At 72.2% G+C, this 26533-nt stretch carries 26 protein-coding genes; 21 read left to right on the plus strand and 5 right to left on the minus strand.

Features of this window, described 5'->3' with window-relative positions:
- Positions 1-10: 10 nt before the first annotated feature.
- Entirely contained in the window at positions 11-316 is a 306-nt protein-coding gene (locus AB4Y78_RS12290; protein ID WP_282071775.1) for a DUF4229 domain-containing protein, read from the plus strand.
- A 27-nt stretch (positions 317-343) separates the two neighbouring features.
- Here AB4Y78_RS12290 and AB4Y78_RS12295 read toward each other — a convergent pair whose 3' ends face one another.
- The 4 genes from AB4Y78_RS12295 to AB4Y78_RS12310 are packed head-to-tail and all read right to left on the minus strand — an operon-like array spanning position 344 to position 4825.
- Complete coding sequence (locus AB4Y78_RS12295; RefSeq protein ID WP_441713940.1) at positions 344-1234, minus strand: 1,4-dihydroxy-2-naphthoate polyprenyltransferase; 891 nt, start codon at positions 1232-1234, stop codon at positions 344-346.
- A 22-nt stretch (positions 1235-1256) separates the two neighbouring features.
- Complete coding sequence (gene menE / locus AB4Y78_RS12300; RefSeq protein ID WP_441713942.1) at positions 1257-2405, minus strand: o-succinylbenzoate--CoA ligase; 1149 nt, start codon at positions 2403-2405, stop codon at positions 1257-1259.
- Positions 2405-3361, minus strand: a complete 957-nt coding sequence (locus tag AB4Y78_RS12305; protein WP_259910204.1) for a 1,4-dihydroxy-2-naphthoyl-CoA synthase — start codon at positions 3359-3361, stop codon at positions 2405-2407. Before AB4Y78_RS12305 ends, menE begins: the two co-directional genes overlap by 1 nt.
- A 42-nt stretch (positions 3362-3403) precedes the next feature.
- On the minus strand, positions 3404-4825 hold the full coding sequence (locus AB4Y78_RS12310; protein ID WP_282071781.1) for a GntP family permease: 1422 nt from the start codon (positions 4823-4825) through the stop codon (positions 3404-3406).
- A gap of 74 nt (positions 4826-4899) precedes the next feature.
- Here AB4Y78_RS12310 and AB4Y78_RS12315 point away from each other — a divergent pair, with 74 nt between their 5' ends.
- The 7 genes from AB4Y78_RS12315 to menD all read left to right on the plus strand — a co-directional run bounded on the left by AB4Y78_RS12315 (position 4900) and on the right by menD (position 12147).
- The gene (locus AB4Y78_RS12315; protein WP_441713945.1) at positions 4900-6162 is read left to right on the plus strand and encodes an Nramp family divalent metal transporter; all 1263 of its coding nucleotides are present in this window, start codon (positions 4900-4902) and stop codon (positions 6160-6162) included.
- A 23-nt stretch (positions 6163-6185) separates the two neighbouring features.
- Positions 6186-7175, plus strand: a complete 990-nt coding sequence (locus AB4Y78_RS12320) for a GTP pyrophosphokinase (RefSeq protein ID WP_441713947.1) — start codon at positions 6186-6188, stop codon at positions 7173-7175.
- 10 nt (positions 7176-7185) lie between these two features.
- Positions 7186-7593, plus strand: coding sequence for a VOC family protein (locus tag AB4Y78_RS12325; protein ID WP_007925548.1), 408 nt, complete (start codon positions 7186-7188; stop codon positions 7591-7593).
- The gene (locus AB4Y78_RS12330) at positions 7590-8579 is read left to right on the plus strand and encodes an o-succinylbenzoate synthase (protein WP_441737170.1); all 990 of its coding nucleotides are present in this window, start codon (positions 7590-7592) and stop codon (positions 8577-8579) included. The genes AB4Y78_RS12325 and AB4Y78_RS12330 overlap by 4 nt, the downstream gene beginning before the upstream one ends.
- An 86-nt stretch (positions 8580-8665) precedes the next feature.
- Entirely contained in the window at positions 8666-8962 is a 297-nt protein-coding gene (locus tag AB4Y78_RS12335; protein ID WP_282071784.1) for a hypothetical protein, read from the plus strand.
- A complete protein-coding gene (locus AB4Y78_RS12340) occupies positions 8959-10410 on the plus strand; it encodes a hypothetical protein (protein ID WP_282071786.1) in 1452 nt (483 codons plus the stop codon). The genes AB4Y78_RS12335 and AB4Y78_RS12340 overlap by 4 nt, the downstream gene beginning before the upstream one ends.
- A gap of 27 nt (positions 10411-10437) precedes the next feature.
- A complete protein-coding gene (gene menD / locus AB4Y78_RS12345; protein WP_441713952.1) occupies positions 10438-12147 on the plus strand; it encodes a 2-succinyl-5-enolpyruvyl-6-hydroxy-3-cyclohexene-1-carboxylic-acid synthase in 1710 nt (569 codons plus the stop codon).
- Between the two features lie 4 nt (positions 12148-12151).
- Here menD and AB4Y78_RS12350 read toward each other — a convergent pair whose 3' ends face one another.
- Complete coding sequence (locus AB4Y78_RS12350) at positions 12152-13453, minus strand: isochorismate synthase (RefSeq protein WP_259910213.1); 1302 nt, start codon at positions 13451-13453, stop codon at positions 12152-12154.
- A gap of 41 nt (positions 13454-13494) precedes the next feature.
- On the opposite strand from AB4Y78_RS12350, the gene AB4Y78_RS12355 reads away from it, so the two are divergent.
- From AB4Y78_RS12355 to nuoK, 13 genes are all read left to right on the plus strand, one after another.
- Positions 13495-14187: a demethylmenaquinone methyltransferase gene (locus AB4Y78_RS12355; protein ID WP_441713954.1), complete on the plus strand. Its 693-nt coding sequence runs from the start codon at positions 13495-13497 to the stop codon at positions 14185-14187.
- 138 nt (positions 14188-14325) lie between these two features.
- Positions 14326-15636, plus strand: coding sequence for a geranylgeranyl reductase family protein (locus AB4Y78_RS12360; protein WP_387354795.1), 1311 nt, complete (start codon positions 14326-14328; stop codon positions 15634-15636).
- Positions 15637-15714: 78 nt separating this feature from the next.
- A complete protein-coding gene (locus tag AB4Y78_RS12365; RefSeq protein WP_007925566.1) occupies positions 15715-16077 on the plus strand; it encodes an NADH-quinone oxidoreductase subunit A in 363 nt (120 codons plus the stop codon).
- Between the two features lie 19 nt (positions 16078-16096).
- Positions 16097-16684, plus strand: coding sequence for a NuoB/complex I 20 kDa subunit family protein (locus AB4Y78_RS12370; RefSeq protein ID WP_007925568.1), 588 nt, complete (start codon positions 16097-16099; stop codon positions 16682-16684).
- Entirely contained in the window at positions 16681-17499 is an 819-nt protein-coding gene (locus tag AB4Y78_RS12375) for an NADH-quinone oxidoreductase subunit C (protein WP_387354799.1), read from the plus strand. The genes AB4Y78_RS12370 and AB4Y78_RS12375 overlap by 4 nt, the downstream gene beginning before the upstream one ends.
- Positions 17499-18851 (plus strand): NADH-quinone oxidoreductase subunit D, encoded by a 1353-nt coding sequence (locus tag AB4Y78_RS12380; protein ID WP_007925570.1) that lies wholly within the window; start codon positions 17499-17501, stop codon positions 18849-18851. The genes AB4Y78_RS12375 and AB4Y78_RS12380 overlap by 1 nt, the downstream gene beginning before the upstream one ends.
- A complete protein-coding gene (gene nuoE / locus AB4Y78_RS12385; RefSeq protein ID WP_441713957.1) occupies positions 18851-19708 on the plus strand; it encodes an NADH-quinone oxidoreductase subunit NuoE in 858 nt (285 codons plus the stop codon). The genes AB4Y78_RS12380 and nuoE overlap by 1 nt, the downstream gene beginning before the upstream one ends.
- Positions 19705-21027 carry an NADH-quinone oxidoreductase subunit NuoF gene (nuoF, locus tag AB4Y78_RS12390; protein WP_441713959.1) on the plus strand — a complete coding sequence of 441 codons (1323 nt, stop codon included), beginning with the start codon at positions 19705-19707 and terminating at the stop codon, positions 21025-21027. The genes nuoE and nuoF overlap by 4 nt, the downstream gene beginning before the upstream one ends.
- Positions 21024-23396, plus strand: coding sequence for an NADH-quinone oxidoreductase subunit G (locus AB4Y78_RS12395; RefSeq protein ID WP_441737173.1), 2373 nt, complete (start codon positions 21024-21026; stop codon positions 23394-23396). The genes nuoF and AB4Y78_RS12395 overlap by 4 nt, the downstream gene beginning before the upstream one ends.
- The gene (gene nuoH, locus AB4Y78_RS12400; RefSeq protein ID WP_441715354.1) at positions 23393-24796 is read left to right on the plus strand and encodes an NADH-quinone oxidoreductase subunit NuoH; all 1404 of its coding nucleotides are present in this window, start codon (positions 23393-23395) and stop codon (positions 24794-24796) included. The genes AB4Y78_RS12395 and nuoH overlap by 4 nt, the downstream gene beginning before the upstream one ends.
- Positions 24762-25472, plus strand: coding sequence for an NADH-quinone oxidoreductase subunit NuoI (gene nuoI, locus AB4Y78_RS12405; protein ID WP_441715356.1), 711 nt, complete (start codon positions 24762-24764; stop codon positions 25470-25472). Before nuoH ends, nuoI begins: the two co-directional genes overlap by 35 nt.
- Positions 25469-26236: an NADH-quinone oxidoreductase subunit J gene (locus tag AB4Y78_RS12410; RefSeq protein WP_441737176.1), complete on the plus strand. Its 768-nt coding sequence runs from the start codon at positions 25469-25471 to the stop codon at positions 26234-26236. Before nuoI ends, AB4Y78_RS12410 begins: the two co-directional genes overlap by 4 nt.
- The gene (nuoK, locus tag AB4Y78_RS12415) at positions 26233-26532 is read left to right on the plus strand and encodes an NADH-quinone oxidoreductase subunit NuoK (RefSeq protein WP_441715359.1); all 300 of its coding nucleotides are present in this window, start codon (positions 26233-26235) and stop codon (positions 26530-26532) included. The genes AB4Y78_RS12410 and nuoK overlap by 4 nt, the downstream gene beginning before the upstream one ends.
- Position 26533 lies beyond the last annotated feature (1 nt).

Consider the following 26533-nt stretch of genomic DNA (forward strand, 5'->3'; position numbering starts at 1 on the left):
CTGAGTACCCGTGGTCCGTTACACCCTGCTCCGCATGCTGATCTTCTTCGGCTGCCTCTCGCTGCTGTGGCTCGTCGGCCTGCGCGAGCCCAACGAGCTGCCCTGGCTCGTCGTCATCGCGGCCCTGCTGTCGATGGTCGTCTCGGCGATCGTGCTGCGGCCCTTCCGCGCGGAGATGATCGAGCAGATCCAGGCGCGCCAGGAGGCCAAGGCGCGAGCCCGCTCGGAGCGCCCCGACTCCGACGAGGCCGTCGAGGACGCTGCGCACGAGCGGGAGTCGGCGCCCGAGGGCGAGGAGCCCGAGACCTTCCGCTGAGGTGTGAGCGCTCGACTCGCCGGGGTCTCAGCGCGCGAGCGGCGCGAAGAGCCAGACCGCCCACATGAGCTCGGCGAAGCCGGTGAGGGCCAGCGCCGGGATGAGCTCCTTGCCCGTCGCTCCGCCGCGCACGGCCTGGATGCCGGGCCACGCGATGACCAGCCCGATGAGGCCGATCGGGGCCCAGGGTCGCCAGATCGCCATGAGCAGGGTGCACACGACGGCGACGGCGAAGAGCCCGAGGTAGAGCTGCCGGGTGCGCGCGTCGCCGAGGCGCACGGCGAGCGTCGTCTTGCCGGTCACCGAGTCGGTGGGGATGTCGCGCAGGTTGTTGGCGACGAGGATCGCGCTGGCGAGCGAGCCGACCGCGATCGCGCCGAGCACACCGACCGCGGTGATGCCCCCGATCTGGGTGAACTGCGTGCCGAGCGTGGCGACCAGCCCGAAGAAGACGAAGACGTAGACCTCGCCGAGGCCGCGGTAGCCGTAGGGGTTGTCGCCGCCGGTGTAGCGCCACGCGGCGAGGATCGCCAGCGCGCCGATCGGCAGGAGGATCCACGCCTGGCTCAGCGCGACGAGCGCGAAGCCGGCGAAGGCGCCGAGCCCGAAGAAGGAGAAGGCCGCGATCTTGACGTTGTCAGGATTGGCCAGGCGCTGCCCGACGAGCCGCACCGGGCCGACGCGCTCCTCGTCGGTCCCGCGGATGCCGTCGCTGTAGTCGTTGGCGTAGTTGACGCCGATCTGCAGGCAGCACGAGACGATGAGCGCCAGCAGTGCGAGGCCGAGGTTGGCCCCCTTCGTCCCCTCCTCGAGATCACGGTTGGCCGCTGCCGCAGCGGTACCGACGATGACGGGGGCGAGTGCTGCGGGGAGGGTTCGCGGACGGGCGCCGGCGACCCACTGCTTGATGGTGGCCACGAGAGGCGATCTTACGAGGCGCTCAGCCCCCGACCAGACGCGCCACGGCGGCCCGGTCCGGCTTGCCCGGCCCGCGCATCGGCAGCTCGGGCACGACGACGACGCGGCGGGGGAGCGCGGCGGCCTCGAGGTGGGGCCGCAGCATCTCGCGGATCTCGGCGACCCCGGCGTCCGGGACCGGCCCGGGCGGCGGTCCGCCCGGCGAGGTGACCGCCGCCAGCGCGACGGCCTGGCCCCACTCGGGGTCGGGTACGCCGACGACGACCGCCTCGGTCACGGCGGGCACATGGGCGAGGACGGCCTCCTCGACGACGCGCGGCGCGACCTTGAGGCCGCCGGTGTTGATGAGGTCGTCGGCGCGGCCGGTGACGCTCACCCGGCCCCGGCCGTCGACGGAGCCGAGGTCGCCGGTGCGAAACCAGCGCTGGCCCCCTTCGTCACGGAAGGCTCCGGTCTCGACCCCGAGGTAGCCGTGGGCGACGACCGGGCCGCCGATCTCGAGGGCGCCGGCGGCGTCGGTGCGCACGGCGACCCCCTGGAGCGGCTGCCCGTTGTAGATGCAACCGCCGGCGGTCTCGGACATGCCATAGGTGGTCACCACGCGCACGCCCTCAGACCGGGCGCGGTCGAGCAGCGCCGCCGGGGTGGCGGCCCCACCGACGAGGACGGCGTCGAAGCGCCGCAGCGCCTCGAGTCCGAGCGGGTCGTCGACGAGCCGGGCGAGCAGGGTCGGCACGAGCGAGGTGTAGCGCCGCTGCGCGTGCATGCCCGCCGCCGCCTCCACCAGCGCGAAGGGGGTGACCGCCGACGGGTCGAGCGCCACCGGGGTGGTGCCGGCGGCGATGCTGCGCAGCAGCACCTGCAGCCCGGCGATGTGGTGCGGCGGCAGCGCGAGCAGCCACTGGCCGTGCCCGCCGAGCCGCTGGGCGGTGGCCTCCGCGCTCGCGATGAGGTTGGCGGCGGTGAGCAGCGAGAGCTTGGGCGTGCCGGTCGAGCCGGAGGTCGCGATGGCGACGGCCAGGTCGTCGGGCAGCTCGCCCTCGGGCAGGCTCGGGTGCTCGCCGGGGGCGTGCGGGTGGATCGGCGCGGTGCCGGTCAGCGCCTGCTCGAGCGAAGGGAGCGCTTCGAGCGCGGCCGGGCCGGGCGGCAGGGGGAGTGGGGTGATGGGCATCAGAAGTACCAAGGGAAGGGCGACCAGTCCGGGTCACGCTTCTCGAGGAACTGGTCACGCCCCTCGACCGCCTCGTCGGTCATGTAGGCCAGGCGGGTCGCCTCGCCGGCGAAGACCTGCTGGCCCATGAGCCCGTCGTCGGTGAGGTTGAAGGCGAACTTGAGCATCCGGATCGCGGTGGGCGACTTCGCCATGATCTCGCGGGCCATCCGCAGCCCCTCGACCTCGAGCTCCGCGTGGTCGACGACCGCGTTGACCGCGCCCATCTCGTACATCTCCTGGCCGGTGTAGGCGCGGCCGAGGAAGAAGATCTCGCGAGCGCGCTTCTGCCCCACCATCTTCGCGAGGTAGGCGCTGCCGTAGCCGCCGTCGAAGGAGCCGACGTCGGCGTCGGTCTGCTTGAAGCGCGCGTGCTGGCTGGCGAGGGTCATGTCGCAGACGACGTGCAGCGAGTGCCCGCCGCCGGCGGCCCACCCGCCGACCAGCGCGATGACGACCTTGGGCATGGTGCGGATGAGGCGCTGGACCTCGAGGATGTGGAGGCGCCCCCCTTCGGCCTTGACCCGACGCTCGTCGATGCCGGCCGCGGAGTCGTCGCCACCGGGGTCGGCGGCGTACTGGTAGCCGGAGCGGCCGCGGATGCGCTGGTCGCCGCCGGTGCAGAAGGCCCAGCCCTCGGTCGTCGCACTGCTGCCCTCGCGTGGGGTCGGGCCGTTGCCGGTCAGCAGGACGACGCCGACATCGGGGGTGCGGCGGGCGTGGTCGAGGGTGCGGTAGAGCTCGTCGACGGTGTGCGGCCGGAAGGCGTTGAGGATCTCCGGCCGGTCGAAGGCGATGCGCACGCAGCCGACGTCCTTGGCGCGGTGGTAGGTGAGGTCGGTGAGGTCCTCGAAGCCGGGGACCACCTCCCAGGCCTGCGGGTCGAAGGTCTCGCTGACGTTGTCCAGTGCGCTCACGGGGGCGAGCCTAACGACCGCAGGTCGAAGGGGGCGCCCCCGTCAGGCGACGAGGCTGACGAGCAGGACCATCGGCAGCGAGACCACGGCGCCCAGCGAGGTGGCCAGGGTGAGCGTCTTGAGCGCGCCCTTGGTCGACAGCCCGAGCAGGCTCTTGAACATCCAGAAGAAGTTGCTGTTGACGTGCAGGGCAAACATCGCGCCGGAGGCGATGGCGAGCGCGACGACGACCGGCGAGACACCGGTCGAGGCGACGACCGGGCCGATGATGCCCGAGGCGGTGATCGCGCCGACCGACACCGAGCCGATGGCGAAGTGCAGCAGCGCCGCGATGAACCACGCGAGCAGCACCGTGACGAGGACCGGGGCGCCGGCGTCGGCGGAGAAGAGGCCCTCGAGGGTCTTGTCGAGACCGGTCTCGGTGATGACGGCGCCGAGCGAACCGCCGATGCCGGTGATGAGCAGGATCTCGCCGGTCGTGCGGAAGCCGCCCGAGAGGGCCTGCTCGGTGCCGTCCGAGCCGAGCGTCGAGCGGCCGATGACGAAGGCGATGAGCAGGCCGACGAAGAGGGCGATGTTGGCGTCACCGACGAAGGCGATGGCCCCGTTGCTCGCGTCGAAGAGGTCCATGAAGGCGCCGAAGGCGATGAGCACGAGCGGGACGAGGATCGGGGTGAGGCGCAGCAGCAGCGGCAGGCGCAGGGCCCGCTCGGGCACGGCGTCAGGGTCGTCGAGGTCGGCGTCGGCGGAGCTGCCGGTGCTCTCGTGCCCGATCTCCCCGCGGGCGAGGTAGGCGGCGTGGCCCGGGTTGTCGGGGTGCTCCTCCTCGTCCGGGTCGATGTCGGTGCGCTCGTCCCAGAAGCTCGTCTGCAGCAGCATCCGGAAGAGGAAGGTCGTGAGCAGGGCCGTGGCGATGCCGATCGGGGCGCCGAAGATCAGGTACTCGCCGAGCGGGAGCTTCAGCTGCCCGGCGACGGCGACCGCGGCCAAGCCCGGCACGACGAAGACGTAGCCGGCGAAGATGCCGATGCCGATCGCGCCGGCCAGCCACGGCAGGCCCTTGCGCCGGTCGACGACGGGCGCCGCCTGGCGGGCCATCGGGGAGGCGAGGACGACCTGCACGTCGACGTAGATCGAGGGGAAGACCGCCGAGAGCGCCGCGGCCATCGCGTAGGGCAGCTTGCGCCCGACCCGGCGGGCGATGACCTCGACGAGCGCGCGGAAGGTCCCCGTCGCCTGCAGCAGCGAGCCGATGAGCACGCCGAAGCCGATGAGCAGACCGACCTCGCCCATGATCTCGCCGAAGCCGGTCGTGATGGCCGCGACGGTGTCGGCGGCCCCGACGCCGGCGGAGAGACCGAGGAAGACCGACGAGATGATCAGCGAGATCACCGGGTCGACCTTGAACCGGAGGATGAGCACGATCGCCAGGGCGATCGCGACGAGCGTCAGTGCGATGTCCACCCGAGAGACCCTACGTGGCTGTGACTACACTCACACGTCGGCATCGACCCAGCAGTCCACGGCAGGAGCAGCACGTGTCCACCCCAGCACGCGAACCCCAGGTCAGCACCGGCAGGTGGTCGCTCGTCGGCCCCGGCATCGTCGTGGCCGCGACGGGTGTCGGCGCGATCGACCTCGTCGCAACCCTCATCGCCGGCAGCAAGTACGAGTACGGCCTCATGTGGTGCGTCGTCGTCGGCTGCATCATGAAGATCGTCCTCGTCGAGGGCGCCGGCCGGTACAGCCTGGCGAGCGGACGCACGATCTTCGAAGGGTGGTCCAGCCTCGGTCGATGGACGCACGTGTACTTCGTGCCGTACATCGTCATCTGGGGCTTCGTCTACGGCGCGGCGGCGATGGCCGGCACGGGGCTGCCGCTCCACTCCCTCTTCCCGGTCCTCGGGGTGACGTGGTGGGGGATCATCGCCGGTCTGACCGGCGCCGCCCTCGTCTGGCTCGGCCGCTACGGCGTCTTCGAGAAGGTCTGCGCGGCACTCGTCGGCCTGATGTTCGTCACGATGTGCGGCGCCGCGATCATGACGCTGCCCAACCTGCTCGACGTGCTCGCCGGCATCAAGCCGTGGATCCCCGACGGGGGCCTGGTCAACGTGCTGGCGCTCGCCGGCGGTGTCGGCGGCACGATCACCCTGGCCGCCTACGGCTACTGGCTGCGCGAGAAGGGCTGGGACACCCCCGGACACGTGCGGGTCATGCGCATCGACAACACGGTCGCCTACGTCATCACCGGCATCTTCGTGCTCGCCACCCTCGTCGTCGGTGCCGAGCTGCTCTACTCGGCGCAGATCGCCGTCGAGGACGGGGACAAGGGGCTGCTCGACCTGTCGACGGTCCTGGCAGACCGGTACGGCGACTGGGCCGGCAAGGTCTTCCTCGTCGGCTTCTTCGCGGCGGCGATGTCCTCGCTGCTCGGGGTGTGGAACGGCGTCTCGCTGATGTTTGCCGACCTCGTCGGTCACCTGCGCGGCCTGGCCGAGGACGACCCGGCGCGACGCGCCGGAGGCACCTGGTACCGCGCCTACATCCTGTGGCTGACGATCCCACCGATGGCGATGCTCTTCCTCGGCAAGCCGATCTGGCTGATCCTCGCCTACGGCGTCCTCGGCGCGCTCTTCATGCCCTTCCTGTCGGTCACCCTGCTCTGGCTGCTCAACACCGACCGGGTGCCGGAGCAGTGGCGCAACCGCTGGCCGGCCAACGTCGCCCTCGTCCTGTGCGCGGCGGCCTTCGCCGCCCTGGCCGTCAACGAGCTCACCAAGGCGATCAGCAAGGTCATGTGACCCGCGTCGGGCAGGCTGTCCCCATGGCGACCACACAGTCGACCCGGGTGCGCCGGGCAGTCCAGCGGTACGCGGCGAGCATCGACGAGCTGCGGGGGGTCACCGACGCCTACGTGGCGCTGGTGACCCGGCTGCTCGACGACGCGGGCATCAACTACCTGACCGTGAGCGGGCGGACCAAGACGGTCGAGTCCTTCGCGGGCAAGGCCGCGCGGCGGCTGCCGGGTGGGCGCCTGGCGCACCCCAAGCCGCTCACCGACATCACCGACCAGATCGGGGTCCGGGTCGTCACCTACGTCCTCGCCGACGTCGACGCCGTGGCGCAGCTGCTCTCCTCCCAGCTCACGGTGCTCGAGGACCGCGACATGGGTCAGGAGACGGCGGCGGCCGGCCGCTTCGGATACTCCAGCCGTCACCTGCTCGTGGGGCTGGGCGAGGACCGGGAGGAGCCGGGCATCCCGCGCGAGCGCCCCGCGTCGGTGCAGATCCGCACGGTGCTCCAGCACGCGTGGGCGGAGTTCGAGCACGACGTGCGCTACAAGGGGTCGGTCTCCGCGGAGCACGCGCCCGACTTCGACCGCCGCTTCACGCTCGCCGCCGGGTTGCTCGAGCTCGCCGACCAGCAGTTCTCCTCGATCCGCGACCGGCACCGTGACGAGCTGTCCTCGCCGACCGAGGACGACGACGACCCGCGGATCGGGGCGACCGACCTCGCCGCCTTCCTCGCCGGGCAGTTCGTCGACGCCGGGTGGTCGCGCACCGACCACTACGCGTGGATCAGCGGGCTGCTCCTCGAGCTCGGCATCAGCTCGCTCTCCGAGCTGCGTGAGGTGCTGCGCGAGGTCGACGTGCCCGCGATCGACGCGCACATGGGCTACCGCTACCCGCCCGGCGCCGTGCGCCGTCTCGACGACGCACTCCTGTCCGTCTACGGCGAGCGGTACATCGAGCTGCACGGCAATGCCCACCGGCTCGCGCTCCTGCGGGCCCGGCTCGCCCGGCTGTCGGACTAACGTCGGGGGCATGGCCCTGCACCTCTACTCCCTGACCGTCGACGCCCGCGACCACCGGGCCCTCGCCCGCTGGTGGGCCGACGTACTCGGGTGGCGGATCGGCTACGAGGACGAGCACGAGTGCGAGGTGCTGCCACCAGAGGCGAGCGAGGACCCGGTCGACGACACGGCCACGTGGCTGGCGCGGCGCTCGATGCTCTCCTTCGTCCCGGTACCCGAGGGCAAGACGGTCAAGAACCGTCTCCACATCGACCTCGCACCGCACGTCGGTCAGGACCGCGATGCCGAGATCGAGGCACTGCTGGCGAAGGGAGCCACCCGCGCCGCCGTCGGCCAGGACGACGACGAGGTCACATGGACCGTCCTCGCCGACCCCGAGGGCAACGAGTTCTGCGTGCTCTCGAGCCGAGACCGATGAGCCCCGCGGTCGCCGTCGACGAGCTGCTCGACGGGCTGCACGTCGTCACCCTGCCCCTGCGCACCCGATTTCGTGGCGTCACCGAGCGCGAGGTCGCGCTCGTGCGGGGGCCGCGCGGCTGGGGGGAGTTCGCCCCCTTCGTCGAGTACGCACCGCAGGAGGCCGCGCGCTGGCTCGACGCGGCCGTCGAGGCGGCCTGGCAGGGCTGGCCGGAGCCGCGGCGGGCCAGGGTGCCGGTCAACGCGACCGTGCCCGCCGTGCCCGCAGCCGACGTCGCCGAGGTCGTCGCCCGCTACGACGGGTGCACGACGGCGAAGATCAAGGTCGCCGAGCGGGGCCAGGGCGAGCAGGACGACCTCGACCGCGTCGCAGCGGTCCGCGAGGCCATGGGGCCCGACGCCCGACTGCGGGTGGACGCCAACGGCGGCTGGTCCCTGACCGAGGCCGTCGACGTGCTGACCCGACTGGCCCACTTCGGCCTGGAGTACGCGGAGCAGCCCTGCGCCGACGTGCACGACCTCGCCCGGCTGCGGGTCGAGCTCGCCCGGCGCGGGGTCGACGTGCCGGTGGCGGCCGACGAGTCGATCCGCAAGGCGGAGGACCCGCTCGAGGTCGCTCGCCTCGAGGCGGCGGACGTCGTCGTCGTCAAGGTCGCCCCGCTCGGAGGAGTCGCCCACGCGCTCGAGGTCGTCGCCGACTGCGGGCTGCCGGCCGTCGTCTCCTCAGCCATCGACTCGAGCGTCGGTCTGCGGGCCGGGGTCGCGCTCGCGGCGGCCCTGCCCGACCTCGGGCACGCGTGCGGTCTCGGGACGGGCGCACTCCTGGCCGCCGACGTCAGCCGGGAGCCTCTGCTGCCGGCGGAGGGGGCGCTGCCCGTCCGGGAGGTCGTCGTCGACCCGGACCTGCTCGCCCGGCACGCGGCGGCGCCCGCACGGGTGGACTGGTGGCGGGAGCGGGTGCGGGCTGCGAGCGCGGCGCGCACCTGATCCACAGCCGGCGCCCGGCGCGTCCGCCCGTGCACAGTCCGCAGGCGAGTCCGGCGGAGGTGGCCGAGCCGCGGTGAGGTGGACCCATGGACACGGGGACACTGCTCCCGGGGGAGCTGACGACGACCGCCGACCGCCTCGAGCGCTGTGCCGCACGGCTCGAGGTGACGTCGCTGCAGGTGCGGGTCGCGACCGCCACGACCTGGCGGGGCGAGGCCGCGACGCTGCACCGTGAGCGGGTCGTCGAGCACGCCGACGACATCGCGGCTCTCGCCGAGCGGGTGCGTCGGGCTGCGCAGCGCGTGCGCACGCTGCAGCACGTCGCGGAGCAAAGGCTCGACCTCGTCGGTGCCGTCGACCTGACCGCGGGGGTCGGCCGGTGAGCGCCATCGAGGTGTCGGGTGGAGCGGCCGGCCTGTCTGTCGGGCTCGACGAGCTCGAGGAGTCGGCTCGTCGCCTGCGCAGCCTGGCGCTCGACCTCGGCGAGGTCGCGGCGTCGATCGGCCTCGCCGCCACGGACCCCCGGCTCGCGCTGGCCGGGCTGCTCGCCCCGGTGGAGTACCTCGCCGCCGAGGGTGCGCTGCTCGGCTGCATCGGGCCGCACGGTGCCGCCGGTGCCGCTGCTGACGTCACGGCGACCGCGCTCGCGACGACGACGGCGGTCCGGACCTACCGCGGGGCCGAGGAGGCGGTGGAGTCGCTCGCCGACGGCATCGCGACGCAGGCGGGTGCCTGGGTGGGGCGCACGATCGCCCCCGTGGCACTCGGCGTCGGGCTGGCCGTCGCTCCGGTCGTCCCGCTCGTGCTCGCGGTCCCCGGCGCGCGCGACGCCGTGGTGGGCGTCGGTCTGGGGCTCGGCGAGGGGATCGACCAGATCGTGCTCGACCACCCGTGGATCGTCCCGGCCGCCGCCGACGGCCTCGACGGGCTCCTGCTCGGACTCGGGCAGGGACTGCCGGTACTCGGGCTGTGGCTCGCCTGGCGCAGCGGACGAGCCGGGGCCGTCTACCCGCCGCGCACCCAGACGGAGGCGCTCGGCGTCGTGCTCGCCGCGACGCGCGGGGTGGTCCTCGACGAGTCCGGGCGGCACGCGACCGTGCGCGCCCGCGAGCCGCAGGTCGGGGTGCGCCCGCGCGGGATCGCCGATCTCGTCGCGGGGGACGGGCCGACGTCGGGTCGGTCTCGGGTGCGCGTCACGGGGATCCCGCAGCCCGACGGCGGGTGGGCGTGGGTCGTCGACGTGCCCGGCACCCAGACCTTCGACCCGAGGTCGGGCGACAACCCGTGGGACATGACGAGCAACGTGCTCCTCGTCGCCGGGCGGCAGACCGCGACGATGACGGCCGTGGTGAGCGCGCTCGAGGACTCCCGCCGCCGGGTCGGCGACACCGGGCCGCCGCGCGTCATGCTGACCGGTCACAGCCAGGGCGGACTCGTCGCCGCGGCGCTCGCCGCGGACCCGCGCCTGCGCGATCGCCTCGGCGTTACCCACGTCGTCACCTCGGGGGCACCGATCGCCTCGCTCGACGTGCCACCGGAGGTCTCGGTCCTCAGCATCGAGCACACCGAGGACCCCGTGCCCGCGCTCGAGGGGGCGGACAACCCCGACCGGGCGAGCTGGGTGACGGTCGAGCGCTCCCTCGCCGACGAGCTCGGCGAGGACGGGCGGGCGACGCAGGCCCACGACAACGGTCGCTACGCCGAGACCGCGCAGCTCGTCGACGCCAGCGACGACCCGTCGATCACCGCCTGGCGCGCCGACGCGGTGCCCTACCTCGGCGACGGTCCCGGGGCGACGGTGACGACCGACTACGACGTCGCGCGCCGGTGAGATCCGTGCGGTGGCAGGATCGTGCGGGTGCATCCCTCGACGACCGGCGCCCGCGTGCTCCTCGACGAGCTCGTCCGACTCGGTGTCGGCGAGCTCGTCCTCTGCCCCGGCTCCCGCTCGGCGCCGCTCGCGTACGCCGCGCACGAGCTCGAGCGGCAGGGCCGGCTGCGGCTGCACGTTCGTGTCGACGAGCGCAGCGCAGCCTTCCTCGCGCTCGGTCTGGCGAAGACCTCACGACGCCCCGCCGCCGTCGTCACGACGAGCGGCACCGCCGTCGCCAACCTCCACCCCGCCGTGCTCGAGGCCCACCACGGTGCCGTGCCGCTGCTGCTGCTCACCGCCGACCGGCCCCCCGAGCTGCGTGGTGTCGGGGCCAACCAGGCGACCGACCAGGTCGGGGTCTTCGGCGGCCACGTGCGCCTCGCGCTCGAGCTCGAGACGCCGAGCGACCCCGCCAGGCAGGAGCCGGCCTGGCGCACCGCGGCCGCGCGGGCCGTCGCGGCGGCCACCGGCGCCCTGGCAGGACCCGGGTCCGCTGGCCCCGTGCACCTCGACCTGCCCTACCGTGACCCGCTGGCCCCGGCGTCGCTCGTCGGGTCGGCGGGCCCGGACCCGGCGGCTCCCGAGCCGTCGGACGCCTGCCCCCGGGTGGAGCTGCCGGCCCCCGCGACCGTGACCGACGGGGCCGGGTCACCGCTGCCGCACGAGCCGGACACGCTCGTCGTCATCGGCGAGCTGCCCACCGCCGAGCAGCGACGGGCGGCCCTCGACTGGGCCGCCCACCACGGCGCCCCGGTCATCGCCGAGCCGGGGCCGGGCACGCACCACCTCGTCCTGCCCCACGGCGACCTGCTCCTCACGGCGACCGACTGGGTGGGGGAGCACCTGCCCCGGCGCCTGCTCGTCGTCGGGCGACCGACCCTCGGCCGGTCCGTCCCGGCGCTTACCCGCGCCCCCGGGCTGCGCGTCGAGGTCGTCACCTCCGGCGAGCCCGGCGCGGACGGCTGGGCCGATGCCGCGCACGCGGCCTCCGCGGTCCACCCCTTCGCCGCACTGCGGCTCACGGGGGAGGAGGTGGGGGTGACCCCCTTCGCCAGGACCTGGCTGGAGGCCGGAGAGCGGATCGCCGCCGCCGTCCCGATTGAGGCCGGTGGGCCCGCGACCGCTCGCGCCCTGCACGAGACGCTGCTGCCGGGCGCCGCGCTCTTCGTCGGCAGCTCGAGCGTCGCCCGCGACCTCGCCCACGGGGTCGCCCACCCACGGCCCGATGTCGAGGTCGTCACCAGCCGGGGGCTCGCAGGCATCGACGGCTGCGTCTCGACGGCGATCGGGCTCGCCCTCTCCCGCCCCGCGCCGACGGTCGCGCTGCTCGGGGACCTGACCTTCCTCCACGACGCCAACGGCCTGCTCATCGGCCCCGCCGAGCCGCGGCCGGACCTGACGATCGTCGTGCTCGACGACGACGGCGGCAGCATCTTCACCACGCTCGAGTACGGCGCGCCGGAGCTCGCGGGGTCGCTGTCGAGGCTCTTCACCACGCCCACCGGGACGGACATCGGTCTGCTCTGCGCGGCCCACGGCGTGCCGGCGACGACCGCCTGGACCACCGACGAGCTCGCCGGGCTGCTCCGTCAGCCCAGCCCGGGCATCCGGGTCATCCGGGTGCCCGTGAGCGGCAGCGGGCGGCGGGCAGCCGGCCAGCGGGTGCGGGCCGCCGTGGCCGCGGCGCTCGGCTGAGGACTCAGCCGCCCAGCGCGGTGCGCATCGGTAGCAGCTTGGCGATCGACTCGGCGACCTCGTCGGCCGCCACCGAGCCGGCGACGATCCCGCAGCCGGCGTACAGCCGCAGCGACTGCGCGCTCTCGTACCACCCGCAGCGCAGCGCGATGCCCCACTCGCCGTCGCCGGAGGCATCCATCCAGCCCACGGGGCCGGCGTAGCGCCCGCGGTCCATCTGCTCGAGCTCGGCGATGACGTCGTCGGCGTCACGGGTGGGGGTGCCGCACACGGCGGCGGAGGGGTGCAGCGAGGCGGCGAGGGCCAGCGAGGTCGACCGGTCGTCGACGACGCCGGCGACGTCCGTCGCCAGGTGCATGACGTTGTTGAGGTGGAGGACGAAGGGGGAGTCCGGCACGTTGATCGACGACGTGTGCGCGGCGAGCGCGTCGGCCACCGACCGCACCGCGTACTCGTGCTCCTCGAGGTCCTTGCTGCTCCGGGCGAGCGACCCGGCGAGGGCCAGGTCGTGGCTGTCGTCCCCGGTGCGGCGGATCGTCCCGGCAAGGACGCGGGAGGTGACCAGCCCGCGCTCGAGGCGCACGAGCATCTCGGGCGTCGCGCCGACGAGGCCGTCGACGGCGAAGACCCAGGTCGTGTCGTAGTCCTCCGCGAGCCGGGTGAGGACCCACCGCGGGTCGATGCGGCGGGAGGCGCTGGCCTGGACGGCTCGGGCGAGCACGACCTTGTCGAGCGCTCCGGCGCTGATCCGGGCGACGGCCTCCTCGACGGCGAGCGCCCACGAGGGGGCGTCGAGGTCACGGTCGACGAAGTCGACCTCGCCGGGGCTGGTCGGGGCGGGCTGCGGCGTGAGCGGCTCGTCGGCCGGCGGCACCGTGGCGTCGGTCGTCGTGGTCGTCACCCAGGCGAGGTCCCCCCGGCGGCCGACGACGACCTCGGGGACGACGAGCACCGACTCGGTCTCCGACCGACGTGAGTAGGCCATGGAGCCGAAGGCGATCGGGCCGGTGCCCGGCTCGTCCACGTCGTCGCGGACGATGGCCTCGGCGGTGACGGCCCGCCACCACTCCTGGGCGCGCTCGAAGCGGTCGGCACCGGTGGCGCGGAAGGTCGCGACCCGGCCCCACCCGACGAAGCCCTCGCCCCTGCGGACCCACGAGACGATGTCGCCGGCGTCCTGCGGCTCGGGCAGGAGGGCGAGCAGGTCGCCGACGCGCGAGACGGGGACGGAGACGGTGCGCACGACCAGCGCGGGGTGCGGGGTGCCGACGGGGGTGGGGTCGGCGGCAGGCGAAGGTGAGGTCATGGCGGGCAACAGCCTACGACCGCGGGTGCGAAGATGAGGACATGAGCCGCGCCACCCTGCAGAAGGACCCCAAGGACGTCGCCGCGATGTTCGACGAGACCGCCGCGAAGTACGACCTGATGAACGACGTCATGTCGCTGGGTCAGACGCGGCTGTGGCGTCGGGCCGTCCTCGCGGCCATCGACCCCGGGCCGGGTGAGCGGATCCTCGACATCGCCGCCGGCCCCGGCAGCTCCTCGCTGCCGCTGCGGCGTGCGGGCGCCCAGGTCGTCTCCGCCGACTTCTCCCTCGGGATGCTGCGGCAGGGGCTCAAGCAGAGCCCGCAGCTGGACTTCACCGCCGCCGACGCGACCCGCCTCCCCTTCGCCGACGCCTCCTTCGACGTCGTGACGATGTCCTTCGGCTTCCGCAACGTCGTGCGGCCGGAGGTGGCGCTCGAGGAGTTCCTGCGCGTGACCCGGCCGGGGGGTCGGCTGCTCATCTGCGAGTTCAGCCAGCCGGTCAACAAGGCCTTCCGCACCGTGTACTCGGAGTACCTCATGGCGGCCTTCCCGCCCGTCGCGCGGCGGCTGAGCTCCAACCCGGAGTCCTACGTCTACCTCGCGGAGTCGATCCAGAGCTGGCCCGCGCAGGAGCCGCTCGCCCGCATGGTCGCCGGCGCCGGGTGGTCCGAGGTGGAGTGGCGCAACCTGACGGGTGGGGTCGTCGCGCTCCATCGAGCGGTGAAGGCGTAGCGAGGCACGAGCGAAGCCTGAACGCGACCACGGGACCGGGCGACCAAAGGTTAGGTGTACCTGCGTGAGCGGCAAGGTTTCCGGCGGGTAGTGTCTCCCGCGATCGTGAAATGCTTCACAAGCAGCTGAGGAACTTCCGTGACCAGTGCACTGCCTGCGGCCGATGGTGACCGCAGTGTCGACGTCATCGTCGTCGGAGCCGGGCCGGGTGGCAGCGCCACCGCCGCCTGGCTGGCGAAGGCGGGCAAGGACGTCGTCCTGCTCGAGAAGTCACGCTTCCCCCGCGACAAGATCTGCGGCGACGGCCTGACCCCGCGCGCGGTGCGCCAGCTCATCAACCTCGGTGTGCCCCTGTCCGAGACGGACGGGTGGGCCCGCAACCAGGGCCTGCGGATCATCGGTGGCGGCATGCGGCTGCAGCTCGACTGGCCGGACGTCACCTCCTTCCCCGGGTACGGCATGGTCCGGGCCCGTGCGGACCTCGACGAGGTGCTGGCCCGGCACGCCGCGGCGTGCGGTGCCGAGCTGCTCGAGGGGCGCAACGTCTCCGAGCCAGTCCGCGACGAGAGCGGCCGCATCGTCGGCGTGGTCGCCAAGGTCGTCGACGAGCGGGGCCGCGCGACGGGTGAGACCGAGACCTACCGGGCGCCGGTCGTCGTCGCCGCCGACGGCGTCTCCTCCCGCCTGTCGGTGAAGATGGGCCGCGAGAAGCGCGAGGACCGGCCGATGGCCGTCGCGGTGCGCGCCTACTACGAGACCCCCCGTCACGACGACGCCTACCTCGAGAGCCACCTCGAGCTGTGGTCGACGACGCCCGAAGGGGGGCGCATCCTCATGCCGGGCTACGGCTGGCTCTTCGGCCTCGGTGACGGTCGCTCCAACGTCGGCCTGGGTGTCCTCAACACCTCCGAGGCCTTCGGCCGCACCGACTACAAGGACGTCATGCGTCGCTGGGTCGAGACGATGCCGGCGGAGTGGGGCATCAACGAGGACACGATCACCGGCGAGATCACCGCCGCGGCCCTGCCCATGGCCTTCAACCGGCAGCCGCTCTACGCCGACGGCCTCATGCTCGTCGGCGACGCCGGTGGCATGGTCAACCCCTTCAACGGCGAGGGCATCGACTACGCGCTCGAGGCCGGGCACGCCGCGGCCGAGACGATCGTCCAGGCGCTGGCGCGGCCGAGCGCGGCGGAGCGCGAGCGGGTGCTCGCCTCGTACATCGGCCGGATGAAGGACATGCACGGTGGCTACTTCACCCTCGGCGCGCAGTTCGCCAAGCTCATCGGCCGCCCCGAGATCATGCGACTGGCGACGAAGTACGGCCTGCCGCGGCCGACGCTCATGAAGTTCATGCTCAAGCTCATGGCCAACCTGCCGGAGGAGAAGGGCGGCGGTCTCGACGACCGTCTGGTGCACCTCATGACGAAGGTGGCCCCCAATGCGTGAGCCGGCCGCGATCGTGTCGCGGGTCACCCCTAGGATCGTGCGTGGCGTGCATCACAGATCAGGAAGCGAGGCGCAGTGATGAACCCGTACATCCCGCTGCTCATCCTCTTCGCGCTCGGCCTCGGCTTTGCCCTGGTGTCGGTCGGGACGAGTCTCGTCGTCGGTCCGGCGCGGTACAACGTCGCCAAGGCCCAGGCGTACGAGTGCGGCATCCAGCCGACACCGCAGGCGGAGGAGGGCGGCCGCTTCCCGGTGAAGTACTACCTCACCGCCATGCTGTTCATCATCTTCGACATCGAGGCGCTCTTCCTCTACCCCTTCGCCGTCGCCTTCGACGAGCTGGGGGCGTTCACGCTCGGTGCCGTGGTGCTCTTCCTGTTCAACGCGTTCTTCATCGCCGACGCCTACGTGTGGCGTCGCGGTGGGTTCGAGTGGGACTGACGAGGACGGAGAAGGATCAATGGGGATCGAAGAGAAGCTGCCGGCCGGGATCGCGCTGACGACCGTCGAAAACCTTGCGGGCTACATGCGCAAGGCGTCGATCTGGCCCGCGACCTTCGGGCTGGCCTGCTGCGCCATCGAGATGATGGCCGTCGGCACGCCGCACTACGACCTGGCCCGCTTCGGCATGGAGCGCTTCGCGGCGACGCCGCGCCAGGCCGACCTGATGATCGTCGCCGGTCGCGTGAGCAACAAGATGGCCCCGGTCGTGCGCCAGGTCTACGACCAGATGGCCAACCCGAAGTGGGTCATCTCGATGGGTGTGTGCGCCAGCTCGGGCGGCATGTTCAACAACTACGCGATCGTCCAGGGCGTCGACCACATCATCCCCGTCGACATCTACCTGCCGGGCTGCCCGCCGCGGCCGGAGATGCTGCTCAACGCGATCATCACCCTGCACGAGCAGATCCAGAGCACCCCGCTGGGGGTCAACCGGGTCGCCGCTGCCCGCGCCGCCGAGCAGGCCGCGCTGGGCGCCACCCCGACGGAGCTGCAGCCCCCGACGCACGACCACGAGGGCCTGCTCGGAAGGAACCTCCTCGCATGAGTGACGAGCTCGACACGCCCGCCGAGGGCGTCCACCCGGACGGCGTCGGCCTGAGCGGCACGGCCAACAAGGGCTTCCCGTCGACGCAGGGCCTGACCGGCGGCAACCAGCCGGTCGAGTACAGCAACGTCGAAGGGGAGGGGGCCGGCGAGGTCGACCCCGCGCACGCCCCCGTCGTGCGGGACGAGCGTCGCGGGATGTTCGGTGCCCGGGAGGGGCAGGATACCTCGGGCTACGGCGGGCTGCGCACGAGCGTCGCCTTCCCCGGCGCCGCCCAGCGCCCCTACGGCGGCTGGTACGACGAGGTCGTCGACCGGCTCGCCGACGCCACGGGTGGCGACCTGCTCGAGCGGGTCGTCGTCCACGCCGACGAGCTGACGCTGCACGTGCGCCGCGAGGACCTGCCGGTCGTCATGCGGGCGCTGCGCGACCGCCCGGACCTGCGCTTCGAGATGTGCATGTCGGTCTCTGGGGTGCACTTCCCCCAGGACGAGGGCGCGGAGCTGCACGTCGTCTACCACCTGCTCTCGATCACCCACGGCGGTCGCCGCCTGCGGGTCGAGGTCACCGCGCCGGATGCCGACCCGCACATCCCGAGCGTCGTCGCCACCTACCCCGCGGCCGACTGGCACGAGCGGGAGACGTGGGACATGTTCGGTGTCGTCTTCGACGGGCACCCGGCGCTCACCCGCATCCTCATGCCCGACGACTGGGCCGGGCACCCGCAGCGCAAGGACTACCCGCTGGGTGGCATCCCGGTGGAGTACAAGGGCGGCACCGTCCCGCCGCCCGACGAGCGGAGGTCGTACAGCTGATGGCTCGCACACGCACGCACACCGGGGTGCATGCCACTCCCGGCGCCGACGACCTCGCCGAGGGTCACGTCGTCAACGTCTCCGGCGGCGACTGGGACCAGGAGATGGGCGAGCTCGGGATGAACCCCGAGGAGCGGATCGTCCTCAACATGGGCCCGCAGCACCCGTCAACCCACGGGGTGCTCCGGCTCATCCTCGAGCTCGACGGCGAGACGGTCACCGAGGCCCGCGCAGGCATCGGCTACCTGCACACCGGCATAGAGAAGAACATGGAGTTCCGCACCTGGACGCAGGGGGTCACCTTCTGCACCCGGATGGACTACCTGACGCCGATGTTCCAGGAGGCCGCGTACTGCCTGGCGATCGAGAAGGTCCTCGGCATCACGGCGGACATCCCCGAGCGCGCGAGCGCGATCCGGGTGCTCATGATGGAGCTGACCCGCATCTCCAGCCACCTCATCTGTCTCGGCACCGGTGGCATGGAGATGGGCGCGACGACGATCATGACGATCAGCTTCCGCGAGCGCGAGCGGATCCTGTCGGTCATCGAGAACATCACCGGCCTGCGGATGAACAATGCCTACATCCGCCCGGGCGGTGTCGCCCAGGACCTGCCGCACGGCGCGATCGACAAGATCCGCGAGATGGTGCCGCAGGTGCGCAAGGGCATCGGCGAGCTGGAAAAGCTGCTGCTGGAGAACCCGATCCTCAAGGGCCGCACCAAGGACGTCGGGGTCCTCTCCCTCACCGGGTGCACCGCGCTGGGCATCACCGGTCCGGTGCTCCGCTCGACCGGCCTGCCGCACGACCTGCGCAAGCTGACGCCCTACTGCGGCTACGAGAAGTACGACTTCGACGTCATCACCCGCACGGGTGCCGACGCCTACGACCGCCTGTGCATCCGCCTCGACGAGATGCGCGAGAGCCTGAAGATCGTCGAGCAGGTCACCGACGAGCTGCAGCGCCACCCCGGCGAGACGATGGTCGCCGACAAGCGCATCGCCTGGCCCGCCCGGCTGGCGGTCGGTGGCGACGGGCAGGGCAACAGCCTCGACCACATCCGCGAGATCATGGGCACCTCGATGGAGTCGCTGATCCACCACTTCAAGCTGGTGACGGAGGGCTTCCGCGTGCCGCCCGGGCAGGCCTACGTCGGCATCGAGTCGCCGAAGGGGGAGCTGGGCTGCCACGTCGTCGCCGACGGCGGCACCCGCCCCTACCGGGCCCACTTCCGGGACCCGAGCTTCAACAACCTGCAGGCCGTCGCGGCCATGTGCGAAGGGGGCAACCTCGCCGACGTCATCGTCGCGGTCGCCTCGATCGACCCGGTGATGGGAGGGGTGGACCGCTGATGGTCAACCACTACGGAGAGCAGACCGCCTCGGGGCACCTGCACGTGCCGTCGGAGAGCAAGGAGCCCTACCCCGCGGACGTCCTCGAGCAGCTGTCGACGGACGCCAAGGCGGTCATCGCCCGGTACCCGCAGCGGCGCTCGGCGCTGCTGCCGCTGCTGCACCTCGTGCAGAGCATCGACGGCTACGTCACCGGCCGGGGCATCGACTTCTGCGCGAGCGCCCTCGGGCTGACGACGGCCGAGGTCTCGGGCGTCGCGACCTTCTACACCCAGTACAAGCGCCACCCCAATGGCGACTACACCGTCGGCGTGTGCACCAACACGCTGTGCGCGGTCATGGGCGGCGACGCGATCTGGGAGACGGTGAGCGAGCACCTCGGCATCGGCCACGACGAGACGACCGAGGACGGCAAGATCACCCTCGAGCGCATCGAGTGCAATGCGGCGTGCGACTACGCCCCGGTCGTCATGACCAACTGGGAGTTCTTCGACAACCAGACCCCCGACTCCACGGTGCAGCTCGTCGACGACCTGCGCTCCGGTGCGCCGGTGGCGCCGACGCGCGGGCCGAGCCGGGTGTGCACCTTCAAGCAGGTCTCGCGCGTGCTCGCCGGCTTCCCCGACGGGCTGGCCGACGAGGGCGTCGGAGCCGGGACGGCCTCCCTTCGCGGGGTGGAGCTGGCGCGACGCGAAGGGTGGACGGCTCCCGACAGCGGCGACGCCACCCCCGACGCGGCGCCGACCAACGACGCGTCGACCGAGGGCACCGCCACCGGCGAGCAGACCTCCGTCGACACCCCGGCCAACGAGCCGGACGAGCGCCCGACGAGTGACGGCAAGGAGGGGCAGGCATGACGACGCTGACGCCGATCCTCACGAGGTTCTGGGACCACCCGCAGTCGTGGGCCCTGGCCACCTACGAGGAGCACGACGGCTACTCCGCCCTGCGCCGGGCCCTCGGCGAGGACCCCTCCGACCTCGTGCAGACGATGAAGGACTCCGGCCTGCGCGGTCGTGGCGGCGCCGGCTTCCCCACCGGCATGAAGTGGGGCTTCCTGCCCCCGCCGGACGGCGGCCCCCGCTACCTCGTCGTCAACGCGGACGAGTCCGAGCCGGGCACGTGCAAGGACATCCCGCTGCTCATGGCCGCCCCGCACTTCCTCGTCGAGGGCGTCGCGATCACGAGCTCCGCCATCGGCTGCAACCACGCCTTCATCTACCTGCGCGGCGAGGTCGTCCACGTCTACCGCCGCCTCATGCGCGCGGTCGAGGAGGCCTACGCGGCCGGCTACCTCGGCAAGGACATCCAGGGCAGCGGCTTCGACCTCGACGTCACCGTCCACGCCGGTGCCGGTGCCTACATCTGCGGTGAGGAGACGGCCCTGCTCGACTCCCTCGAAGGGCGCCGCGGCCAGCCCCGTCTCAAGCCCCCCTTCCCGGCCGTCGCCGGTCTGTACGCCCGCCCGACGGTGGTCAACAACGTCGAGTCCATCGCCTCGGTGCCGCTCATCGTCGGCAAGGGGGCCGACTGGTTCTCCGACATGGGGACCGAGAAGTCCCAGGGTTTCGGCATCTTCTCCCTCTCGGGCCACGTCAAGCGGCCCGGTCAGTACGAGGCACCGCTCGGCATCACCCTGCGCGAGCTCATCGACATGGCCGGGGGCATGCGCGACCCGGAGCACCCGCTGAAGTTCTGGACGCCCGGAGGGTCGTCCACGCCGATCTTCACCGACGCCCACCTCGACGTGCCCCTCGACTTCGAGTCGGTGGCCGCGCACGGGTCGATGCTCGGCACGCGCGCACTGCAGATTTTTGACGACACCGTCTCGGTCGTGCGCGCCGTGAGCCGCTGGACCGACTTCTACAAGCACGAGTCCTGCGGCAAGTGCACGCCGTGCCGTGAGGGCACGTGGTGGCTCGCGCAGATCCTCGAGCGGATCGAGCACGGCCGGGGCACCCCCGAGGACATCGACAAGCTCGTCGACATCTGCGACAACATCCTCGGGCGCTCCTTCTGCGCCCTCGGTGACGGCGCGACGAGCCCGATCACCTCGGCGGTCAAGCACTTCCGCGAGGAGTTCGAGGCCGGCTGCCACACCCCGGCCGCCGAGCTCTTTCCGCCGGCCGCCTCGACGCTCTTCGCCCACCACGACAGCGCGCAGGTGAACGCATGACCGTCACGAGCGACAAGAACACCGCCCCCGCGACCCCCGAGCTGGTCACGGTGAGTATCGACGGGGTGCCGGTCGAGGTCCCCAAGGACACCCTCGTCATCCGGGCGGCCGAGGAGGCGGGCATCCAGATCCCGCGCTTCTGCGACCACCCCCTCCTCGAGCCCGTCGGCGCCTGCCGGCAGTGCCTCGTCGAGGTCGCGACGCCCGACCGCGAGGGCAACGTCAAGCCGATGCCCAAGCCCCAGGCCAGCTGCACGATGACCGTCAGCGAGGGCATGGTCGTGCGCACGCAGCACAGCTCGCCCGTCGCCGACAAGGCGCAGCAGGGCGTCATGGAGCTGCTGCTCATCAACCACCCGCTCGACTGCCCGGTCTGCGACAAGGGTGGCGAGTGCCCCCTGCAGAACCAGGCGATGAGCAACGGCCGGGCGACCTCGCGCTTCGAGGACGTCAAGCGCACCTACCCCAAGCCGGTCAACATCTCCTCGCAGGTGCTGCTCGACCGCGAGCGGTGCGTCCTGTGCGCGCGCTGCACCCGCTTTTCCGACCAGGTCGCCGGCGACCCCTTCATCGCGCTCGTCGAGCGGGGCGCCCTGCAGCAGGTCGGGATCTACGAGGAGCAGCCCTTCGAGTCCTACTTCTCGGGCAACACCGTGCAGATCTGCCCGGTGGGGGCGCTGACCGGGGCGGCCTACCGCTTCCGCTCCCGACCCTTCGACCTCGTCTCCACCCCCGACGTCTGCGAGCACTGCGCCGACGGCTGCTCCCTTCGCACCGACCACCGTCGCGGCACCGTCCTGCGGCGCCTGGCCGGCAACGACCCGCAGGTCAACGAGGAGTGGAACTGCGACAAGGGCCGCTGGGCCTTCGTCTCGGCCGACCTCGGCGACCGCTTCCAGCTGCCGATGGTCCGCGACGCCGACGGTGAGCTGCGGGTCGTCTCCTGGCGGGAGGCCCTGGCCGCCGCCGCGGCCGGACTGCGCGCCGCCACCGACCACGGCGTCCTCGTGGGCGGCCGGGTGAGCGTCGAGGACGCTCACGCCTACGCCGCCTTCGCCCGCACGGTGCTGCACACGGGCAACATCGACCACCGGGCCCGCCCGCACTCGGCGGACGAGCGCGACTTCCTGCTGCGCCACGTCGCCGGCACGACGCCTGAGACGGGCGTGACCTACGACGAGATCGGCCGCGCCGGCTCGGTGCTGCTCGCCGGGCTCGAGCCCGAGGAGGAGAGCCCGATCCTCTTCCTGCGCCTGCGCAAGGCGCACCGCAAAGCCGGCACCGCCGTCTACTCCGTCGCCCCCCTGGCCACCCGTGGTCTCGACAAGCTCGGCGGCACCCTCATCCCGAGCGCGCCCGGCACCGAGACCGAGGTGCTCACCGCGCTCGCCGGTGAGATCGGCCCCGGCACCGACACCGACCCGGTCGTCGCCGCCCACGCCGCGCTGCGGGGCGAGCGACCGATCATCCTCGTCGGCGAGCGTCTGGCCACCGTGCCCGGCGCGCTCGCCGCTGCCGCCGAGCTCGCCACGGCGACCGGCGCGCGCCTGGCCTGGGTCCCGCGTCGCGCGGGCGAGCGGGGCGCCATCGAGGCCGGGTGCCTGCCCGATGCCGGAGCCCGTGACACGGCCGGCATGGTCGCCGCTGCGGCGGACGGCCGCGTCGGCGCCCTGCTCGTCGGCGGTGTCGACGTCGACGACCTCGGACTGCCGGGGGCCGCGCAGGCCATCGAGCGGGCCTTCGTCGTCTCCCTCGAGATCCGGCCGAGCAGCGTCACCGAGCACGCCGACGTCATCCTGCCCGTCGCTCCGCACGCGGAGCGCGCCGGCGCCTTCGTCAACTGGGAAGGCCGAGTGCGGCCCTTCGAGGCGGCGCTCGCGACGAGCGCCCTGCCCGACCACCGGGTGCTGCACATGCTCGCCGACGAGATGGGCGCCTTCCTCGGCACGCGCACGACCGCCGAGGCCCGCCGCTCGATGGAGGACACGGTCACGCCGCGCGCCGAGGGCTACCCGCCGCGGGTGCGTCGCGCCCCCGTCCCGGAGCCCGGTGTCGGCGAGCTCGTGCTCGCCACCTGGCGGCTCATGCTCGACAAGGGCTCGCTGCAGGACGGCGAACCCTTCCTCGCCGGCACCGCGAAGGCGCCCCGCGCCCTCATCTCGCCGGTGACCGCGCAGGGGATGGGCATCGTCGACGGTGACCTCGTCACCGTGAGCGGCGAGGACCTGCGGGTCACCGTGCCCGTCGCCATCCACGACATGGTCGACCACGTCGTGTGGTTGCCGACCAACTCCGAGAGCTGCGACCTGCGCGGCCTCGCCGGACAGGCCGGAGCCATCGTCTCCGTGACGAAGGGGGGTGCGGCATGACGGGGCTCGACCTCCTCGTCGCCGCGGCCGACAAGCCGGTGGCCGCCGACTTCAGCGACACGCCCCTGTGGCTCTCCCTCGTCAAGGCGCTCTTCCTCTTCGTCTACCTGCTCGTCTCCGTGCTGCTCGTCATCTGGTTCGAGCGCCGCGTCATCGGCCGGATGCAGCAGCGTCCCGGCCCCAACCGCAACGGCCCCTTCGGCCTGCTGCAGACCCTCGCCGACGGCATGAAGTCGATGCTCAAGGAGGACGTGCGGCCGAAGGGGGCCGACGCCCTGATCTTCACCATCGCCCCGGTGATCTTCGCGTCGATGGCCTTCGTCGCCTTCTCGATCATGCCGCTCGGCGGGATGGTGTGGATGTTTGGCCACCACACCCCGCTGCAGCTGACCGACCTGCCGGTCGCCGCGCTGCTCGTCCTCGCGGTCGCGGGCGTCGCGGCCTACGGCATCGTCCTCGGTGGCTGGTCCGCCGGGTCGACCTACCCGCTGCTCGGTGGCCTGCGCGCGACGGCCCAGCTCATCTCCTACGAGATCGCGATGGGCCTGGCCCTCGTGGCGGTCTTCATGTACGCGGGCTCGATGAGCACGAGTGAGATCGTCGCCGCCCAGAGCGACCTCTGGTACGTCGTCCCCGCCTGCGTCTCCTTCGTCATCTACGTCATCACGATGGTCGGCGAGACCAACCGGCTGCCCTTCGACCTCGCCGAGGGCGAGGGCGAGATCGTGGGTGGCTACTTCACCGAGTACTCCGGGATGCGCTTCGCGATGTTCTTCCTCGGGGAGTACATCAACATGTTCACCGTCTCGGCGCTCGCGACGACCCTCTTCCTCGGTGGCTGGCAGGCCCCTCCCGGCATCGCCGCCATCGGTGACGGCATGCTCAACACCGGCTGGTGGGGCCTGCTGTGGTTCACCGTCAAGCTGTGGCTCTTCATGTACTTCTTCGTCTGGCTGCGCGGCACCCTGCCCCGGACCCGCTACGACCAGTTCATGCGCTTCGGCTGGAAGTTCCTCATCCCCGTCACCGTCGCCTGGGTCATCGCGGTCGCCTTCATCCGCGGCGCGGACGCCGGCTTCTTCGGCGACGGCACCGTCGGCCTCCTCGGCGTCGAGTTCCCCGTCTCCTCGCTGATCATCGTCTCGGTGCTCGGCGTGCTCGTCCTCGGGTCCACGTGGATCTGGGAGAGCAAGGTCGAGGCGCGCTCGCAGGCCGAGCGGGCCGCGGCCGAGGTGCCCGACGAGATCGACCCGTGGGCCGGGGGCTACCCCGTGCCCCCGATGCCCGGGCAGCGCCTCGTCGAGGCGCCCCCGGCCGGCGCCGCCATCGGCTCCGCGCCGGCGCCCACCCCGTCCACGACGACCAATGCGCCGACCTCCGAGGAGGAGCACCGTGGCTGACGACGACGCCAAGGGAGGGTTCTTCGCCGACCTCTTCGCCCCCGTGGCGGGCTTCGGGGTCACCTTCGCGACGATGTTTCGCAAGGTGGCGACCCAGGAGTACCCCGAGGTCAAGTGGCCCACCCAGCCGCGATTCCACGGCCGGCACCAGCTCAACCGTCACCCGGACGGTCTCGAGAAGTGCGTGGGCTGCGAGCTGTGCGCCTGGGCCTGCCCGGCCGACGCGATCCTCGTCGAGGGCCGCGGCAACGACGACGAGCGGGGGCTGCGCTTCAGCCCCGGTGAGCGGTACGGGCACATCTACCAGATCAACTACCTGCGCTGCATCTTCTGCGGCCTGTGCATCGAGGCCTGCCCGACGCGGGCGCTGACGATGACCAACGAGTACGAGCTCGCGGACAACAACCGCGCCGACCTGATCTTCACCAAGGAGCAGCTGCTCGCGCCCCTCCAGGAGGGGATGCTCCCGCCGCCGCACCCGATGGTCGCCGGCACGGAGGAGCGCGACTACTACCAGGGCAAGGTCGCGACGGCCACCGACGAGCAGCGTCGGTGGGTCGACCAGCACACGAGCGACCGCGACGCGAGCGGCTCGGACGCGAGCGGCCACGACGCGAGCGGCCACGACGCGAGCGGCCACGACGCGAGCGGCCACGACACGGAGGAGGCCCGATGACCGGCACCGGTGAGGCCGTCGTCTTCTGGGTCCTCAGCTGCATCGCCGTCCCCGGCGCGCTGGCCCTGCTCTTCGCCCGCAAGGCCGTGCACGCGGCCATCGGCATGGTGACGACGATGATCGTCCTCGGCGTCTTCTACCTCCTGCAGGAGGCGGACTTCCTCGGGGTCGTGCACATCTTCGTCTACACCGGCGCGGTGATGATGCTCTTCCTCTTCGTCGTCATGCTCGTCGGTGTCGACCACTCGTCCTCCCTCGTCGAGACGCTCAAGGGCCAGCGCGTGCTCACCCTCGTGCTCTCGCTCGCCGTCGTCGCGCTGCTCTGCGGCGCCATCGGCCGGGTCTCCTACTCCGGCGACCCCTCGCTCGCGGAGGTCAACACCAACCCGGGCAACGTCGAGGCGATCGCCTACCTCGTCTTCGGCAAGTACGTCTGGCTCTTCGAGGTGACGGCCGGCCTGCTCACCGTCGCCGCGATCGGCGCCATGGTCTTCGCCCACCGCGAGCGGATCATCGCCAAGCCGACGCAGAAGGAGTGGATGGACCAGCGCTTCCGCTCCGGCAAGCACCTGGCCGGTCTGCCCGTCCCCGGCGTCTACGCCCGGCACAACGCCGTCGACACCCCGGCGCTGCTGCCCGACGGCAGCATCAGCGAGCTCTCGCTCAACCGGGTGCTCGTCGCCCGCGACCAGGTCACCACGCCGACGCGGTACACCCAGCTCGAGGACGCCGAGACCACGACCGACGGGGGGCAGGAGCGATGAGCCCGATGAACTACATCTACCTCGCGGTCATCCTCTTCACGATCGGCAGCGCGACCGTGCTGCTGCGGCGCAATGCGATCGTCGTCTTCATGGGCATCGAGCTCATGCTCAACGCCGCCTCGCTCGCCTTCGTCACCTTCGCCCGCATGCACGGGTCGGTCGAGGGCCAGGTGATCGCCATGTTCGTCATGGTCGTCGCGGCTGCCGAGGTCGTCGTCGGACTGGCCATCATCATGGCCGTCTTCCGTGCCCGCCGGTCGGCCTCGGTCGACGACGCCAACCTGCTGAAGCTGTAAG

It is taken from the genome of Janibacter sp. RAF52 (genome assembly GCF_052114035.1).
In the GTDB taxonomy this organism is placed as follows: Bacteria; Actinomycetota; Actinomycetes; order Actinomycetales; family Dermatophilaceae; genus Janibacter; species Janibacter hoylei.